This is a genomic window from Salinarimonas rosea DSM 21201 (genome assembly GCF_000429045.1).
Classification (GTDB): Bacteria; Pseudomonadota; Alphaproteobacteria; order Rhizobiales; family Beijerinckiaceae; genus Salinarimonas; species Salinarimonas rosea.
The window spans coordinates 1-15,505 of the sequence record NZ_AUBC01000016.1; the positions used below are offsets into that span (position 1 = coordinate 1).

Consider the following 15,505-nt stretch of genomic DNA (forward strand, 5'->3'; position numbering starts at 1 on the left):
GCCGGCGCTCGGCGGCAGCGACATCGGCGCGCAGCGCCGCCAGTCGCGCCTCGGCGCGTGCGCGGGCCCCGTCGTCCTGTGCGGGTGCGGCGGGCGCGGCGGCCTGCTCGCGCGCCTCGCGCAGCTCCGCGCGCAGGGCGTCGAGCTCGTCGGCGAGGGCGTCGCGGCGCGCCTGGAGGCCGGCGACCTCGGTGCCGAGGCCGTCGCGGCGCTCCTCGGCGGCGGAGAGCGCCGTCCGCGCGCCCACGAGCCTGTCCTCGAGGCTCTGGAGACGGCGCTGCGCGTCCGCACGGGCGGCTCCGGCCTGCGCGCGCGCGGCGTGCGCCTCGTCACGCACGGCGCGCAGATCGTCCCGCGTGGCGCGGATCTCCTCCTGCATCGCGCGCATCGCCTCCTGCACCGTGCGACTCTCGTCGCGTGCGGCCTGCGCCTCGGCCCGCGCGGCATCCGCCTCCGCCGCCGCGCGCTCGGCCTCGGCGGTGCGCGCCTCGCTTTCCGCCCGCGCCGCGTCGCGGGCGCGCTGCGCCTCCGCGACCTGGCGCTCCAGGCGCACGATGTCGTCGCGCAGCGCGAGGACCCGGTCCTCCAGCACGCGCACGGCCTGGGTGCGGGCGCGGCGCACCTCGTCCGCCGCCGCGGCGTCCTCGGCGGTCGGGACGAGCTCGGCGGCCTGCGCCTCCGCGAGCCGCAGCACGGCGCCGGTCTCGCGAGGGTCCGCACGATCCGGCGCGGCGCCCCCGTCACCCGGGAGGCCCCGGACGGGCGAGGTCGCGCCGAAGGGCGTCGCCGGGGCGGAAGGCGCCGGCGCCTCGGCGAGGTTGTCGATCGGTGCGATCACCCGGCGCAGCATGGCGTTCTCGGACTCGAGCCGCTCCAGCGCCGCGGTGGCCTCGGTGCGGTGGCCGGCGTCGAGCCACAATGCGTAGAAGGCCGCGCCCCAGCCGAGGGCGGCGAAGGCGGCGAGCACGAGCAGCGTGGCGCGGGCACCCCCGCCCGCGTCCCCGATCCCGCCCCGGCGGGCCTGTCGGTCCCCGTACGCCATCGTCCCACCCGATCCCGCGCCGCTCGCTCCTTGCAGAGCGCCATCAATACGGCGCATCTAAGTAAGGAAGCCTTATCGTTCGGTTCAAGTCGGGAGCACGCCGATGGCCCGCGTCGCCAGGAAGCGCATGACGCAGACGTGGCGCGAGGCCGTGGGCGCGCAGGCCGGGCCGGACTGGGCCGCCGTCCTCGCCGCGTTCGATTCGGCGGTGGAGTCCGGAACCCCGGAGCACGTCGCCGCCTGGGAGGCGCTCGCGGCGCACGGGCGCCTCGACGAGGTCGAGCTGCCGGGCGACCCGAGCCGCTCCCTCGCCGAGGCGGAGGAGGCGCAGATCGCACCCGACGACCCGCACGACAACCAGCACGGCGGGGCCGCGCCCGGCGCGGATCAGAACCGGTCGGCCCGGAACCAGTAGGGGTCGGCGCAGGGCACGGCGTCCGTCATCATCTCGGCGAGGAGCCGGCCGGTGACCGGCCCGAGCGTGAAGCCGTGGTGGTTGTGGCCGAAGGCGAACCAGAGGCCCCGGTGCTTCGGCGCCGGGCCGATCACCGGGCGCATGTCCGGCAGGCAGGGCCGCGCACCGAGCCAGGGCTTCTCCTCGGCGCGCACGCCGAGCGGGAAGATCTCGCGCGCGAGCGGCTCCGCCCGGTCGACCTGCACGGGCGTGGGCGGCGCGTCGCGATGGGCGAACTCGGCGCCCGTCGTCATCCGCACGCCCTGTGTCATCGGCGCCAGCACGAAGCCGGCATCGGTGTCGAAGACCGGGTGGTTGAGCACCGCGTTACCCTGCGGCTTGTAGTGCATGTGGTAGCCGCGCTTCACCGCGAGCGGAATCGCGTAGCCGAGCGGCCGGAACACGTCGTCCGACCACGGCCCGAGCGCCAGCACGGCCTCGGCGGCCGACAGCCGCCCGCCCTCCGTGTCCACCGCGAAGCCGCCCGCCTCCGGCGCGAAGCTGCGCGCGTCGCCGTGCACGAAGCGCCCGCCGCGCTGCAGGAAGAGCCGGGCATAGCCCTTGGCCACCGCGCTCGGGTCGGGCACCGTCGCCGGGTCGAGCCAATGAATTCCGCCGATGATCACGTCCGACAGATGCGGCTCGCGGGCGTGCACCTCGGCCTGGTCGAGGACGTCGTAGCTGATCCCGAAGGGCCTGGTCGCCTCCGCCTCGCGCAGGGCCTTGTCGAAGGTGCGCTGCGAGCGGAAGCCCTTGATCCAGCCGGTCTTGCGCAGGAGCGGCGCGATGCCGGCGTCGTTCATCAGCTTCTCGTGCTCGCTGACGCACAGCTCGATGAGCGGCAGCATGGCACGGGTCGCCTCGGCGAGGCCGCGCTTGGAGGAGCTGCGCCAATAGCGCAGGAGCCAGGGCGCGATCCGCGGCAGATAGGCGAGGTGGTAGTGCGCCTCCGTCGAGCGGTTCAGCCCGTAGCGCAGGAGCTTGCCCGGATCGCGCGGAAAGGCGTAGGGCACGATCGAGGCGCGCTCGATGAGCCCGGCATTGCCGTAGCTCGTCTCCTCGCCGGCCTCGCGCCGGTCGACCAGCGCGACCGAGCGCCCCCGCGCCTGGAGATGGAGCGCGACCGACACGCCGACGATTCCCGCCCCGAGGACCACCACATCCGCACGCATGGATACCGAACCTCGCCCGTGTTCTTCGCGCGCGGACCGGGTTAAGCCAAATTCGGCCGTCCCGCCATGCCCCCGCACGCGAAAGTCGCCGTGCGGGGGCGCGCCGTCGGACGGACGACGTCGCCCCGAGGAGCATCGATCCCGTGCGTTCCCTCCCCGCCCCGCTCGCCGATCCCCTCGCCTTCGTGGGGCGGTACGGCACGCAAGGATTCGCGCTCTCGATCTTCGTGGGCCTCGCCCTGCCGCAATTCGCCGCCGCGGCGCGGCCGCTGCTCGGCGCGACGATCTTCGCCTTCCTGACGATCACCTTCGCGCGGGTCGACCTCGCGGCGCTCGCGGCGCTGGTGCGCCGCCCCGCCCGCATCGGCCTCTCCACGGCCTGGCTCGTCGCCGCGCCGCCCCTCGTCGCGCTCGCCATCCTCGCTGTCGTCGGGCGCGAGGCGCTGGGGCCCGGCATCGTGCTCGGCCTCGCGCTCTGGGCCGCCGCGCCGCCGATCCTGTCGTCGCCGGCGGTGGCGATGATGCTGAACCTGCCGCCGACGCTCCTCGTCTGCGTCGTGCTGCTCACGACCATGCTGGCGCCGCTGGTCTCGCCGCTCCTCGTCGAGCGGATCGCGGGCGCGGCGGTGGACCTCGACGTGCGCGCCCTCGTCGAGCGCCTCGCGCTCCTCGTCGGCGGTGCGCTCGCGGCGGGCGCGGCGCTGCGGGCGAGCCTCGGAACCGAGCGCATCCGACGCCACAAGGCGCGCTTCGACGGACTCGGCGTCCTGTTCTACGCGCTCTTCGCCGTCGCCGCGATGGACGGCGTGCTCGCCGCGATGCTGGCACGCCCGGGCTTCGTCGCGGGCGTCCTCGCCCTCGTCTTCGGCCTCTCCGCAGTGGGCTTCGCTGCGAGCCTCGTCGCGCTGCGCATGCTCCCGCCCGCCGAGCGATTCGTGCTCGGCTACGCCAGCGGCCAGCGCAACATCGGCGTCCTCGTCGCGGCGCTCGGCGCGGCGACGCCGGGGGACACGTTCCTGTTCTTCGCGCTCGCCCAGTTCCCGATCTACCTGATGCCGCAGATCGTGAAGCCCGTAGCGGGGCGGCTGGCGGCCCGCCAGGGCAGCCGGGACGACTCCGTTGCGCCCGCCCCGCCCTCGTGATAGCGCCGGGCGCATGACGCGCGACCTGCTCATCGCCCCCTCCATCCTCTCCGCAGATTTCGGCGCGCTGCGCGCCGAGGTGGCCGCGGTCGCCGAGGCCGGGGGGGACTGGATCCACATCGACGTGATGGACGGGCACTTCGTGCCCAACCTCACCTTCGGCCCCGTCGTCGTCCAGGCGATCCGCCCCGCGACGGAGAAGGTGTTCGACGTGCACCTGATGATCGCCCCCGCCGATCCCTACCTCGCCGCCTTCGCCGAGGCCGGCGCGGACGTGATCACCGTGCATGTCGAGGCCGGCCCGCACGTGCACCGCTCGCTGCAGGCGATCCGCGCGCTCGGCAGGAAGGCGGGCGTCGCGCTCAACCCGGGCACGCCCGCGGAAGCGATCGCGCCGCTCCTCGACGACGTCGACCTCGTGCTGGCGATGACCGTCAATCCCGGCTTCGGGGGGCAGGCCTTCATCGCGCCCGTGGTCGAGAAGGTCCGGCGGATCAAGCAGATGATCGGGGATCGCGAGATCGCGATCGAGGTCGACGGGGGCGTGACGCCGCAGACGGCGCCGCTCGTCGCGGCGGCGGGCGCGAACGTGCTCGTCGCCGGCTCCGCAGCCTTCAAGGGCGGGCCGTCCGCCTATGCCGGCAACATCGCCGCCATCCGCACCGCCGCTGCGGGCGCGCGCGGGTGAGCGCCGGCGCGCTCGGCTCCGCCCTCGCCCGAGGCCTCGCGCTCGCCCTCGCCGCGGCCGCCATCGTCGGCCTGCGCATCCTCGAGCGCGGCGAGGCGCTGTCGCCGCGCACGACCCTCGTGGTCGCGCTCTTCGGCGCGGCCGGCCTCGTGGCCGGCGTCGCCGCCACGATCCTCCTGCGGCTTCTCGAGCCGGCGAGCGCCCGGCGGCGCGTGGCCGTCGGCGCGCTCGTCGGGCTCGTCCTGCTGCCGGGCGTCGCCTTCGTCCTGTTCGCGATCGACCGCAACGGCGTGGAAGTGGTCAGGTCCTTCCGCCAGGACGGGCTCGTCTCGACCCTTCGGCATGCCCTGATCGGGCTGACGATCGACGCCGCCGGCGCCTTCGCCGTCACGGCGCGTCCCTATCTGCTGCCGTGGCCGCTCGCGGCGATGGGCGCGTGCGCGATGCTCGCGCTCGCACCGGCGCGGCGCACCGCAGCGATCGCGGTGCTCGCGGCCGCCTGCCTCGTCGCCGGGACCGATCGGCCGGCCCGAGCCCAGGACGACGACTGGACCCGCGAGAAATGCCGGCGCTACACCGCCGCCTGGGCCGAGGCGACGCGCCGCCTCGGCACCGAGGGGATCTCCGCGCAGTTCGTCGCGCGCCACGACGCGTTCCTCGCCTCCGGCTGCACGGCGCCCGCCGACGTCTGCCCGCGATCGGAGGCGGAGCTCGCCCTCGCCAACGTGATGGTCATCCTCGCGATGAATGCCGGGACCGCGAGCACCTTCCCTCCCTTCGCCTGCCGCGACTGAGCGCGCCCCTCTTGCGGACCGCCGCCGCGCGGGTTACCTAGCCACACAACGGTCTCACGGGGTGCCTTCGGGCTGAGAGGCGCGGTTTCGCGCCAACCCATCGAACCTGATCCGGGTCGTACCGGCGGAGGGAACGAGACATGGACGAGAACGCGCCGTCGCGCGCACCCGCGTCTCACGACATCGCATCGCAGGCCGCGCGGCTCCTCGCCGAGACGCGCATTCGGCGCCCGCGCGTCCACGCGCTCACCAACGCCGCCGCCCAGGCCTTCACGGCGAACCTGCTCCTGGCGGCGGGCGCGATCCCCTCGCTCACCGTCTCAGCCGACGAGGCGGCCCACTTCGCTCGCCGCGCGGATGCCGTTCTCGTCAACCTCGGCACGCTCGACGCCGAGCGCCTGGCGGGGATCCCCGTCGCCGTCGCCGCCGCGCGCGACGCCGGGCGGCCGCTGGTGCTCGACCCCGTCTTCGTCGAAGCCTCCCCGCCCCGGCTCGCATTCGCCCGCGAGCTCCTCGCGGCACGCCCCGCGATCGTCCGGCTGAACCCCGGGGAGCTCGAGGCGCTCGCCGGTCGCGCGCCGACCGCCGAGGCGGCGCGCGTCTTCGCCCGCGCGAACGCCTGCGTCGTCGCCCTCACCGGCCCGACCGATCTGGTCACGGACGGCGAGCGGACCGTTCGGATCGCCAACGGCCACGCGCTGATGGCGCGGGTCACCGCCATGGGCTGCGCCGGCTCGGCGCTGTTGGCCGCCTTCGCCGCGCTCGAGGCCGACCGGCTCGCCGCCGCGGCCGCGGCGCTCCTCGTCCTGGGCGTCGCCGGCGAGATCGCGGGCGCCCGCGCCGCCGGCCCCGGCTCCTTCCCGGCCGCCTTCCTCGATGCGCTCGACGCGCTCGACGAGGCGGCGCTCGAATCGCATGCGAGGATCTCGTGACCCCTGTCGATCTGCGCCTGTACGCCATCATCGGCCTCGCCGACGCCCGCGGGCGCGATCTCGTCGATCTGGTCGGGCGCGCCGTCGCGGGCGGCGCGACGCTCGTGCAGCTGCGCGAGAAGCACGCCGACACCCGCGCGCTGGTGGATCTCGCCCGCGCGCTGAAGAGGACGCTCGCCGGCACCGGCGTCCCGCTCCTCGTCAACGACCGCGTCGACGTCGCCCTCGCGGCGCAGGCCGACGGCGTCCATCTCGGCCAGTCGGACATGGATCCGCGCGACGCCCGGCGCCTGCTCGGGCCCGACGCGATCATCGGCTGGACGCTGAAGACGCCCGCGCACGCCCGCGCGCTCGCGGAGGTCCCCGTCGACTACGGCTGCATCGGCGGCGTCTTCGCGACGACGTCGAAGGACAACCCCGACCCGCCGATCGGCCTCTCCGGGCTCGCCGAGGTCGCGGCCGCGGGCCGCGACGCCGCGCCGGGGATGCCGCTCGGCGCCATCGCCGGCATCGACGAGGCGAACGCCCGCTCGGTGATCGGGGCGGGCGCCGACGGCATCGCCGTCGTCTCGGCGCTGTTCGGCACGCCCGACCCCGCTGCCGCCGCCGGGCGCCTGCGCCGCCTCGTCGACGAGGCGCTGGCAGCCCGCGGCGCCTGATCGACGAGGAGACCACATGACCGCCATCGCCCTCACCATCGCCGGCTCGGATTCGGGCGGCGGAGCCGGCATCCAGGCCGACCTGAAGACGTTCTCCGCCCGCGGCGTCTACGGCGCGAGCGTGATCGCGGCGCTCACGGCGCAGAACACCCGCGGCGTCTCGGGCATCCACGACGTGCCGGCGGACTTCGTCGCGGCGCAGATGGACAGCGTGCTCTCGGACCTCACGGTCGACGCGGTGAAGATCGGCATGCTCTCGAGGTCCGCCGTGATCGAGACCGTCGCCGCCGGCCTCGCCCGGCACGGCGTGACCACGATCGTGCTCGATCCCGTCATGGTCGCGGCGTCGGGGGACAAGCTCCTGTCGGACGACGCGATCGAGACCCTGCGCACGGTCCTCCTGCCCCGCGCCCTGGTGCTGACCCCGAACCTCCCGGAGGCCGCGACGCTGCTCGGCGAGCCCGTCGCCGACAGCGAGGAGGCGATGCGCGCCCAGGGCGAGCGCCTGCTCGCGCTCGGGCCGAAGGCGGTCCTGATCAAGGGCGGCCACGCCTCGGGTCCCGAGAGCGTCGATCTGCTCGTGGAGGAGCACGGCGTCACCCGGCTCGCCGCCGCGCGGGTGGCGACGCGCAACACCCACGGCACCGGCTGCACGCTGTCCTCGGCCATCGCCGCGGAGCTGGCCAAGGGCGCCTCCCTGGCGGACGCCGCCCGCACCGCCAAGACCTGGCTCGCCGCGGCGCTCGCGGCCGCCGACACCCTCGAGATCGGGAGCGGGCACGGGCCCGTGCATCATTTCCATGGCATCTGGTAACCGCCTCACCCGCCGCGCCGCGCTCGGCCTCGCCGGCGGCGCCCTCGGCCTCGCCGGCGGCGCGATCGCCGCCCCCGCGCTCGCGCGCGCGCAGGACGCGCCCGTCCGCTGGCGGCTCGTCACGTCCTGGCCGCGCGGCCAGGCGGGTCCCGGCGTCACGGCGCAGCGCATCGTCGACCGCATCAACGCCATGGCCGGCGGGCGGCTCGTGGTGGAGCTCTTCGCCGCGGGCGAGATCGTGCCGGCCTTCTCCGTGCTCGACGCGGTCTCGAACGGCACCGTGGAGGCCGGCCACAGCGCCGCGCTCTACTGGCAGGGCCGCATTCCCGAAGCCGCCTTCTTCACCACGATTCCCTTCGGGCTCGGGCCGATCGAGCACCAGGCCTGGCTCGCCTTCGGCGGCGGGCAGGCGCTGTGGGAGGAGCTCTACGCCGCCTTCGGCGTCACGCCCTTCCTCGCGGGGAATACCGGCCCGTGCATGGGCGGCTTCTTCCGCCGGCCGATCGGCAGCCTCGCCGACGTGGCGGGGCTGCGCATCCGCGTCGCCGGGCTCGGCGCCGGCGTCTACGAGCGGCTCGGTGCCACGCCGGTGACGATCCCCGCCGGCGAGACCTACACCGCGCTGGAGCGCGGGACCGTCGACGCGGTCGAGTTCCTCGCTCCCGCCACCGACTACGAGCTGGGCCTCCATCAGGTCGCGCCGCTCTACTACGCACCCGGCTTCAACAAGCCCAACGGCGCGAGCGAGCTCCTCGTCAACAGCGACCGCCTCGCCGACCTGCCGGAGGATCTCCGGCGGGTGGTCGCGGAGGCGGCGGAGGCCGAGCACGCTCTGGCGCTCGCGGACGCGCATCGACGAAACGCCATCGGGCTCAGGGCGATGCTGTCGGAATCGCAGGTCCGGCTCGAAGGCTTTCCCGCGGACCTGATGGAGGCGGCGGCGGAGGCCGCGCGCGCGGAGATCGACGCCATCGCCGCCGGCTCCGACCTCGCCGGTCGCATCGTCGCGAGCTATCGCGCCGCACAGGCGGAATCGGCGCCCTGGTCGCGGCTCGAGGCCGACATGGCGCGCTCCCTCGCGCGGGGGTGATGCGCACGATCCGGCCTTCCGCACGGGCGGCGGGCCGGCTAGTGTGCGGCGCCTCTCATCGGACCCCCTCATCATGCCCCTCGACAAGACCATCGCCGACGCCCTCCACGCCGCGACGACGGCGACCCTCACCACCGTGCTCCTCAAGAAGGGCGTGCGCCGCTCCTGGATGTCCGGCCCGAAGGCGACCTTCGCGAGCTCGGAGCGCATGGTCGGCGAGGCCTTCACCCTGCGCTTCGTACCCATGCGCGAGGACCTCGCCACGCCGGAGAGCTGGGCGTCGCCCACCTCCACCCGCGCCGCCATCGAGGCGATGCCGGAGGGCGCGATCTGCGTCGCCGACGCGATGGGCGTGACGGACGCCGGCATCTTCGGCGACATCCTGTGCGCGCGCATGAAGAAGCGCGGCGTCAAGGCGCTCGTCACCGACGGCGCGGTGCGCGACGGCGAGGGCGTGCGCGGCACGGGCCTGCCGGTCTGGTGCGACGGCGTCGCCGCGCCCGCCTCGGTGGCGGGGCTGACCTTCGTGGGCTGGGAGCAGCCGATCGGCTGCGGTGGCGTCGCCGTCTTCCCCGGCGACGTCGTCGTGGCGGACGGGGACGGCGCGGTCGTCATCCCCAAGGCGATGGTCGCCGAGGTGGCGCTCGCCGCGGTGGAGCAGGAGCGGCTCGAGGCGTGGATCATGCGTGAGGTCGAGCGCGGGGTGCCGCTGCCGGGGCTGTATCCGCCCAACGCCGAGACGAAGGCGCGCTTCGAGTCCGAGACGGCCCGCGGCTGAGACGAGGCGCGCATCCCGTGTTCTTCGTCCTCTCCAAGGTCGCCTGGTTCGTGCTCGCGCCCTCGAACCTGATGCTGATCGCGCTCGTCGCGGGGCTGGTGCTCGCCGGCTTCGCGCCCGCGCGGCGCATCGGCCTCGGCCTCGCCTGGACCGCGGCGGCGGCGCTCGCGCTCTTCGGGCTGACGCCGCTGGCGAGCCTCCTGATGAACCCGCTCGAGACGCGCTTTCCGCTCTACGAGGAGACCGGCGCGCCCATCGACGGGATCGTCGTGCTCGGCGGTGCGACCGCGCAGGACGCCTCGATCGAGCTCGGCCAGCCGGTCCTGAACGAGGCGGCGGACCGGCTCACCACCGCCGTCATCCTGGCGGGACGCCATCCCGGCATTCCCATCGTGCTCTCGGGAGGCAGCAGCAGCCTGATCGGCGCCGACCGCTATACGGAGGCGCAGGCGATGGCGGAGGCGCTCACCGCGATGGGCGTCGCACCGGAGCGGCTCGTGATCGAGGACCGCTCGCAGAACACGTTCCAGAACGCGGTCTACTCGCGCGAGGCGGTGGCGCCCGCGCCCGGCAGCCGCTGGCTCCTCGTCACCTCGGCGTGGCACATGCCGCGCTCGGTCGGCGTGTTCCGGCGCGCCGGCTTCGAGGTGGTGCCCTACCCCACCGACTTCCGCACCGTCGGCGGGCGCGAGGCGACGAGCGGCTTCCGCTCGATCTCGGCGGGCCTCCAGCGCCTCGACGTCGCGGCGCGGGAATACGTGGGCCTCGTCGCCTATCGGCTCACCGGGCGCACGGACGCGCTGTTCCCCGCGCCCGCATCGACGCCGGCGAGCGCCGGCGGCTGACGGCGCCTCAGAACAGCACGCCGCGCGGCACCGGCACGAGCAGGACCTCGACGAAGAGCAGGTAGAACCCGCCGACCAGGGCCAGCGCCGCGGCGATGTAGGCGGCCGTGCGCTTCGCCGTCCAGCGGTCGTACTCGGCGATCGCGAGGACGGCGAGGAAGCCCGCGATCGAGGTCGCGAAGAAGCCGAGCCGCGGCATCAGCACGGCCCAGGCCACGAGCGCCGCGCAGAGCAGGAGCCGGCGTGGCGTCGAGCCGGTCTCGACGGCGGGCGCGGGCCCGGCCCGCCCGAGCGCGCGCAAGCCGAGGATGGCGAGCGCGCTCGTGATCATGATGCCGGCGATCACCCGCGGGAACACCGCGCCCAGCGGGCTCATCGCCATGCTCCCGGCGATCATCCAGCCGCCGAGCGCGACGAAGAGCACGCACAGCACGATCGTGCCCAAATCTCCCCTCGAGGCGCCGCGGGCGCGCTCGGGCGCGGGGCTCGAGCCGGGCTCAGTCCGCATCGATCGTCTCCCGGGGCGGCGGCACCGTGCCCGCACGGCGGGCGCGGCGCGCCTTCAGCAAGTCTGTGAGGAGGGGGTAGAGCAGCGTCAGGAGCGCGAGCGCCGCGATCGCGAGGCTGATCGGGCGCCCGAAGAACATGCCGAGCACGTTGCCCTGCGCATTGCCGATCAGCCACGCCTGCACGAAGCCCTGCTCGGCGATGGGCCCGAGGATGATGCCGAGCACGATCGGCGACGGCGCGAAGCCGAAGCGCGCGAGCGTCCAGCCGAGGAAGCCCAGCCCGAGCATGGTGTAGACGTCCGTGATCGAGTTGTGGATCGCGAACGAGCCGATGATCGTCAGGAACGCCACGGTCGGCACCAGCACCGCCTTCGGGATCGAGACGATCGCCTGGTAGGCGTAGCGACCGATCAGCAGGCCGACCGGCAGCATCAGCACGGTCGCGATGAGCAGCCCGAAGATGAAGGTGAAGACGATGTCGCCCTGGCCCGTGAACAGGCCGGGTCCCGTACGGATGCCCTGCACGAGCAGCGCGCCGAGGATGACGGCGTCCGGCGGCGTCCCGGGGATGCCGAGGACGAGGGTCGGGATGAAGCCGCCGCCGACCGTGGCGTTGTTGGCGCTCTCGGTGGCGAGGATGCCGCCGGGCTCGCCCTTGCCGTAGCGTTCGGGATGCGGCGCCGAGCGCCGCGCCTCCGAGTAGGAGACGAGCGAGGCGATGGAGCCGCCCGCGCCCGGCAGGATGCCGACCACCGTGCCGATCACGGAGGAGCGGATCAGGTTGAACCAGTTGCGCGCGCAATGGCCCATCGCCTCCGCCAGCCGGAAGCCGCCGGCCTGGACCGCGACCTTCAGGTGCGGGTCCGGACGTGCCACGAGGTCGATGACCACCGGGATGCAGTAGAGGCCGATCAGCGCAGCGATGACGTCGAAGCCGCCGACCAGCATCGGCTGGTCGAGCGTGTAGCGCACGTCCCCGCCGACGATGGCGACGCCGACGGTGGCGAGGAACAGGCCGAAGGAGGCGCCCAGGATGCCCTTGAGCGTGTCGCCCTGCGACAGCGCCGAGATCAGCGTCAGGCCGAAGATCGCGAGCCAGAAATATTCCGGCGGCCCGAAGGCGAGCGCCACCTTCGACAACGGCGGCGACAGGAAGAGCAGCGCGAGCGCGCCCACGAGCCCGCCGACGACGGAGGCGAGCGTGGCCAGCGTCACGGCGAGGTTGCCGTCGCCGCGCTTGGCCATCGGGAAGCCGTCGAAGGTCGTCGCGATCGCCGAGGGCGTGCCCGGCGTGTTGACCAGGATCGCCGCGAAGGCGCCGCCGTAGATGGCGCCCGTGTAGATCGCGCCGAGCCCGATCAGCCCCGACGCCGGCGCCATGGCGAAGGTGAAGGGCACGAGCACGGCCACCGCCATCGTCGCGGAGAGGCCCGGCAGCGCGCCGATCAGCGTGCCGAGCACGACGCCGCCGAGCGCGAGGAGCAGGTTGAAGGGCGTGAGCGCCTGGGCGAGGTACGGCAGGAGGTCCATGGACGGACGATCCTCGAGCGCTCGCGCGCGAGGCGCGCGGCGTCGGTGTGAAGCGGGAGGTCCGGCGGGCGGCGCGGAGGGACACGCCACCCGCCGGAACGACGGGCCGTCAGGGATGCGCGGGCGCGCTCAGTTCGCGGCCTCGGCAGCGGCCGCGATCTCCTCGCGCCGTTCGGCCATGAACGCCTCGACCTCCCCGTACGGAACGTCGATCACCACGAAGGCGCCGTCGTCCATCGCCTTGCGCATGGCCGGCTCGTTGTTCATCGCCTGGAAGGCGTCCGACACCGCCTGGCGGGTCTCCTCCGGCGTGTCCTTGGGAACCGCGACGCCGCGATAGGCGCCGCCGACCATGTCGTAGCCGGCTTCCTGGAAGGTCGGCACGTCGGGGAAGAGCGGCAGGCGCTCCTCGGAGGCGACCGCGAGCATGCGCACCTGGTCGCCCTGCGCGGCGGCGACGGTGGAGTAGCCCCACGAGGCCGAGACCTGGTCTCCCAGGAGCGCCGTCACCGACGGGCCGGTGCCGGAGAACGGCACGTAGGTCGTGGTGATGCCGGCCAGCGTGTCGAAGCGCTTCTGGGCGAGGCTGTTGGCGGAGTTCGAGCCCGAGCCCGAGAAGGTGACCATGCCCGGGTTCTCGCGCGCGAAGGCGACCAGGTCCTCGAGCGTCTCGAACTCGCTGCTGGCGTTCACGATGATGGCATCGGGCGTGTAGTGGAACCAGTAGACCGGCGTCAGGTCCGCCGTCTCGTAGCCGGGCGAGCTCATCATCGGCTGCAGGATCACGTGCGGCAGGTTGATGCCCATGATCGTGTGGCCGTCCGCCGGCATCGAGTTGAGCTGCGACCAGGCCTGCGCCCCGCCGGCGCCCGCCTGGTACTTGACGATGAGCTGGTGGCCGAACTCCTCGGCGAAGACCGGCTGCTGCAGGCGCGCGGCGATGTCCGACTCGCCACCGGGCGAGAACGGGATGATGTAGTCGACGTCCTTGTCGGGGAAGGCGAAGGCCGGCGCGGCGACCATGCCGGCGCCGAGCGCCAGCGCGAGGATCGGGGTGGTGCGGTTCATGCGGCTGTTTCCTCTCCGATGGGGATCTTCGGTGTCCCGCGGCGCCCTCTCGCGGGACGCTCCGCCGGAAGGAGAGCGCGCCCGGGCCCCCCTGTCAATCCATTTCATGTCTATTGTCTTATGCAAGACTGGATGGGAAGTCTCGCCCCGGCAACGGCTTGCAACCCGTGCGACGCGCCTTGACCCCCGATCATGTGTCTTATACAAGACTGGCACCACCAATCCTGCGAGAGGACACCATGGGGATCCCGCATCTCCTCGTGCACGACAAGAAGGACACCGTCGGTGTCGTCGTCGTGGAGGACCTGAAGGCCGGCAGCGAGATGCTGTGCGTCGTCACCGAGGACAATTCGTCCTTCCACCTCACCGCGAAGATGGACGTGCCGATCGGCCATAAGATCGCGCTGAAGGACATCGCCGAGGGCGACACGATCTGGAAGTACGGGCAGGACATCGGCAAGGCCGTGAAGCCCGTCGGCGTGGGCGAGCACGTCCACGTCCACAACGTCAAGACGAAGCGCTGGTGAGGACGGAGCCATGACCATGCAGTACTCCAACCTCGAGTTCATGGGCTGGCGCCGCGAGAACGGCCGCGTCGGCGTGCGCAATCACGTCGTCCTGCTGCCCCTCGACGACCTGTCCAACGCCGCCTGCGAGGCGGTGGCGAACAACATCAAGGGCACGCTGGCCCTCCCCCACGCCTACGGGCGCCTGCAGTTCGGCGAGGACCTGGACCTCCACTTCCGCACGCTGATCGGCATCGGCTCGAACCCGAACGTCGCCGCGGTGGTGGTGATCGGCATCGAGGACGGCTGGACCCAGCGCGTCGTCGACGGCATCGCCAAGACCGGCAAGCCGGTCACGGGCTTCGGCATCGAGGGCACCGGCGACATCATGACGATCGCCAAGGCCTCGCGCGTCGCCAAGGACTACCTTCAGTGGGCGTCCGAGCTGCAGCGCGAGAGCTGCCCGATCAAGGACCTGTGGGTCTCGACGAAGTGCGGCGAGAGCGACACGACGACGGGCCTCGCCTCCTGCCCCACGGTGGGCAACATGTACGACAAGCTGATCCCGCTCGGCCTCACGGGCGTGTTCGGCGAGACCTCGGAGATCACCGGCGCCGAGCACCTCTGCAAGGCCCGCGCGGCGAGCCCCGAGGTCGGCGAGAAGTTCATGGCGACCTGGCAGGCCTACATGGACGAGGTGATCGAGCCCTTCAAGACGTCGGACCTCTCCGAGAGCCAGCCGACCAAGGGCAACATCGCCGGCGGCCTGACCACGATCGAGGAGAAGGCGCTCGGCAACCTCGAGAAGATCGGCCGCGAGTGCACCTATATCGACGTGCTCGAGCCGGCCGAGGCGCCCGCCAAGGGCCCGGGGCTGTACTTCATGGACACGTCCTCGGCGGCCGCCGAGTGCGTCACCCTGATGGCGGCGGCGGGCTACGTGGTCCACACCTTCCCCACGGGCCAGGGCAACGTCATCGGCAACCCGATCGTCCCGGTGGTGAAGATCACGGGCAACCCGCGCACGGTGCGCACGATGTCCGAGCACGTCGACGTCGACGTGTCGGGCGTGCTGCGCCGCGAGATGACGATCCCCCAGGCGGGCGACGCGCTCATCGACATGGTGGTGCGCACCGCGAACGGCCGCCTCACCGCCGCGGAGGCGCTCGGCCACCGCGAGTTCGTCATGACGAAGCTGTACCGCTCGGCTTGACGGTCTCGCCGCCGCGCTTCATGGGTAGTGCAGTGCGGCGGCCTCCTCTCGCGGCCCGCGTTGTGGTCCGAGCCCGCGCCGAAGCTGGACCTGGCTTCTCTCCTTCCCTGTAGGGGAAGGTGGCGCCGCGCGAAGCGCGGTGACGGATGGGGCGCGCGGCACGCGCGTTCCGCGAAGCGGAAGCGGCTCGACGACGGCCCGGGGTCGCGCCACTCTTCGGCTCCGCCGAACGCGCTTCGCGCGCCCCATCCGTCTCGGCTTCGCCGAGA

16 protein-coding genes, 1 pseudogene and 1 riboswitch are annotated in these 15,505 nt (G+C 73.4%); of the genes and pseudogenes, 12 read left to right on the forward strand and 5 right to left on the reverse strand.

The genetic code is table 11. The features are described 5' to 3' along the window. Window positions 1-1,042: pseudogene (locus tag G407_RS27650) on the reverse strand (hypothetical protein); the annotation flags it as partial. 103 nt (window positions 1,043-1,145) lie between these two features. On the opposite strand from G407_RS27650, the gene G407_RS0113350 reads away from it, so the two are divergent. After that, window positions 1,146-1,457, forward strand: a complete 312-nt coding sequence (locus tag G407_RS0113350) for a hypothetical protein (RefSeq protein ID WP_029031193.1) — start codon at window positions 1,146-1,148, stop codon at window positions 1,455-1,457. Here G407_RS0113350 and G407_RS0113355 read toward each other — a convergent pair. Beyond that, a complete protein-coding gene (locus G407_RS0113355) occupies window positions 1,430-2,668 on the reverse strand; it encodes an NAD(P)/FAD-dependent oxidoreductase (protein ID WP_029031194.1) in 1,239 nt (412 codons plus the stop codon). The genes G407_RS0113350 and G407_RS0113355 overlap by 28 nt on opposite strands. 143 nt (window positions 2,669-2,811) lie before the next feature. Between G407_RS0113355 and G407_RS0113360 the strand changes: the two genes are divergently transcribed. From G407_RS0113360 to G407_RS0113400, 9 genes are all read left to right on the forward strand, one after another. Then, a complete protein-coding gene (locus G407_RS0113360) occupies window positions 2,812-3,810 on the forward strand; it encodes a hypothetical protein (protein ID WP_029031195.1) in 999 nt (332 codons plus the stop codon). A gap of 13 nt (window positions 3,811-3,823) precedes the next feature. Then, the gene (rpe, locus tag G407_RS0113365; RefSeq protein ID WP_029031196.1) at window positions 3,824-4,498 is read left to right on the forward strand and encodes a ribulose-phosphate 3-epimerase; all 675 of its coding nucleotides are present in this window, start codon (window positions 3,824-3,826) and stop codon (window positions 4,496-4,498) included. Continuing rightward, on the forward strand, window positions 4,495-5,292 hold the full coding sequence (locus G407_RS0113370) for a hypothetical protein (protein WP_029031197.1): 798 nt from the start codon (window positions 4,495-4,497) through the stop codon (window positions 5,290-5,292). The genes rpe and G407_RS0113370 overlap by 4 nt, the downstream gene beginning before the upstream one ends. Before the next feature lie 47 nt (window positions 5,293-5,339). Continuing rightward, window positions 5,340-5,443: riboswitch (TPP riboswitch) on the forward strand. Beyond that, window positions 5,433-6,224 (forward strand): hydroxyethylthiazole kinase, encoded by a 792-nt coding sequence (thiM, locus tag G407_RS0113375; protein ID WP_052341341.1) that lies wholly within the window; start codon window positions 5,433-5,435, stop codon window positions 6,222-6,224. Its footprint overlaps the riboswitch before it by 11 nt. After that, window positions 6,221-6,883, forward strand: a complete 663-nt coding sequence (gene thiE, locus G407_RS0113380) for a thiamine phosphate synthase (RefSeq protein WP_245259087.1) — start codon at window positions 6,221-6,223, stop codon at window positions 6,881-6,883. The genes thiM and thiE overlap by 4 nt, the downstream gene beginning before the upstream one ends. Window positions 6,884-6,899: 16 nt before the next feature. After that, window positions 6,900-7,697 (forward strand): bifunctional hydroxymethylpyrimidine kinase/phosphomethylpyrimidine kinase, encoded by a 798-nt coding sequence (gene thiD, locus G407_RS0113385; RefSeq protein ID WP_029031200.1) that lies wholly within the window; start codon window positions 6,900-6,902, stop codon window positions 7,695-7,697. Then, complete coding sequence (locus tag G407_RS27655) at window positions 7,684-8,787, forward strand: TRAP transporter substrate-binding protein (protein WP_043539780.1); 1,104 nt, start codon at window positions 7,684-7,686, stop codon at window positions 8,785-8,787. The genes thiD and G407_RS27655 overlap by 14 nt, the downstream gene beginning before the upstream one ends. Before the next feature lie 73 nt (window positions 8,788-8,860). Continuing rightward, the gene (locus G407_RS0113395; RefSeq protein ID WP_029031201.1) at window positions 8,861-9,565 is read left to right on the forward strand and encodes a ribonuclease activity regulator RraA; all 705 of its coding nucleotides are present in this window, start codon (window positions 8,861-8,863) and stop codon (window positions 9,563-9,565) included. A 17-nt stretch (window positions 9,566-9,582) separates the two neighbouring features. Continuing rightward, window positions 9,583-10,410 (forward strand): YdcF family protein, encoded by an 828-nt coding sequence (locus G407_RS0113400; RefSeq protein WP_029031202.1) that lies wholly within the window; start codon window positions 9,583-9,585, stop codon window positions 10,408-10,410. 7 nt (window positions 10,411-10,417) lie between these two features. Here the strand turns inward: G407_RS0113400 and G407_RS30505 are convergent, their stop codons facing one another. From G407_RS30505 to G407_RS0113410, 3 genes are all read right to left on the reverse strand, one after another. Beyond that, window positions 10,418-10,918: a tripartite tricarboxylate transporter TctB family protein gene (locus G407_RS30505; RefSeq protein WP_084327522.1), complete on the reverse strand. Its 501-nt coding sequence runs from the start codon at window positions 10,916-10,918 to the stop codon at window positions 10,418-10,420. Further along, entirely contained in the window at window positions 10,908-12,449 is a 1,542-nt protein-coding gene (locus G407_RS27660; RefSeq protein ID WP_052341343.1) for a tripartite tricarboxylate transporter permease, read from the reverse strand. The genes G407_RS30505 and G407_RS27660 overlap by 11 nt, the downstream gene beginning before the upstream one ends. Window positions 12,450-12,578: 129 nt before the next feature. Next, window positions 12,579-13,517: a tripartite tricarboxylate transporter substrate binding protein gene (locus G407_RS0113410; protein ID WP_029031203.1), complete on the reverse strand. Its 939-nt coding sequence runs from the start codon at window positions 13,515-13,517 to the stop codon at window positions 12,579-12,581. Between the two features lie 239 nt (window positions 13,518-13,756). Between G407_RS0113410 and G407_RS0113415 the strand changes: the two genes are divergently transcribed. Together G407_RS0113415 and G407_RS0113420 are read left to right on the forward strand one after the other, a co-directional pair. Continuing rightward, window positions 13,757-14,044, forward strand: coding sequence for a UxaA family hydrolase (locus G407_RS0113415; protein ID WP_029031204.1), 288 nt, complete (start codon window positions 13,757-13,759; stop codon window positions 14,042-14,044). A gap of 10 nt (window positions 14,045-14,054) precedes the next feature. Further along, window positions 14,055-15,236, forward strand: a complete 1,182-nt coding sequence (locus G407_RS0113420; protein WP_029031205.1) for a UxaA family hydrolase — start codon at window positions 14,055-14,057, stop codon at window positions 15,234-15,236. The last annotated feature ends 269 nt before the right edge of the window (window positions 15,237-15,505 follow it).

Coding starts and splice junctions, on each gene's coding strand:
- thiD (WP_029031200.1), top strand. CDS start 6,900: ATGACCGCCATCGCCCTCACCATCGCCGGCTCGGATTCGGGCGGCGGA.
- G407_RS0113410 (WP_029031203.1), bottom strand. CDS start 13,517: ATGAACCGCACCACCCCGATCCTCGCGCTGGCGCTCGGCGCCGGCATG.
- G407_RS0113395 (WP_029031201.1), top strand. CDS start 8,861: ATGCCCCTCGACAAGACCATCGCCGACGCCCTCCACGCCGCGACGACG.
- thiM (WP_052341341.1), top strand. CDS start 5,433: ATGGACGAGAACGCGCCGTCGCGCGCACCCGCGTCTCACGACATCGCA.
- rpe (WP_029031196.1), top strand. CDS start 3,824: ATGACGCGCGACCTGCTCATCGCCCCCTCCATCCTCTCCGCAGATTTC.
- G407_RS27655 (WP_043539780.1), top strand. CDS start 7,684: ATGGCATCTGGTAACCGCCTCACCCGCCGCGCCGCGCTCGGCCTCGCC.
- G407_RS0113420 (WP_029031205.1), top strand. CDS start 14,055: ATGACCATGCAGTACTCCAACCTCGAGTTCATGGGCTGGCGCCGCGAG.
- G407_RS0113350 (WP_029031193.1), top strand. CDS start 1,146: ATGGCCCGCGTCGCCAGGAAGCGCATGACGCAGACGTGGCGCGAGGCC.
- G407_RS0113355 (WP_029031194.1), bottom strand. CDS start 2,668: ATGCGTGCGGATGTGGTGGTCCTCGGGGCGGGAATCGTCGGCGTGTCG.
- G407_RS0113415 (WP_029031204.1), top strand. CDS start 13,757: ATGGGGATCCCGCATCTCCTCGTGCACGACAAGAAGGACACCGTCGGT.
- G407_RS30505 (WP_084327522.1), bottom strand. CDS start 10,918: ATGCGGACTGAGCCCGGCTCGAGCCCCGCGCCCGAGCGCGCCCGCGGC.
- G407_RS27660 (WP_052341343.1), bottom strand. CDS start 12,449: ATGGACCTCCTGCCGTACCTCGCCCAGGCGCTCACGCCCTTCAACCTG.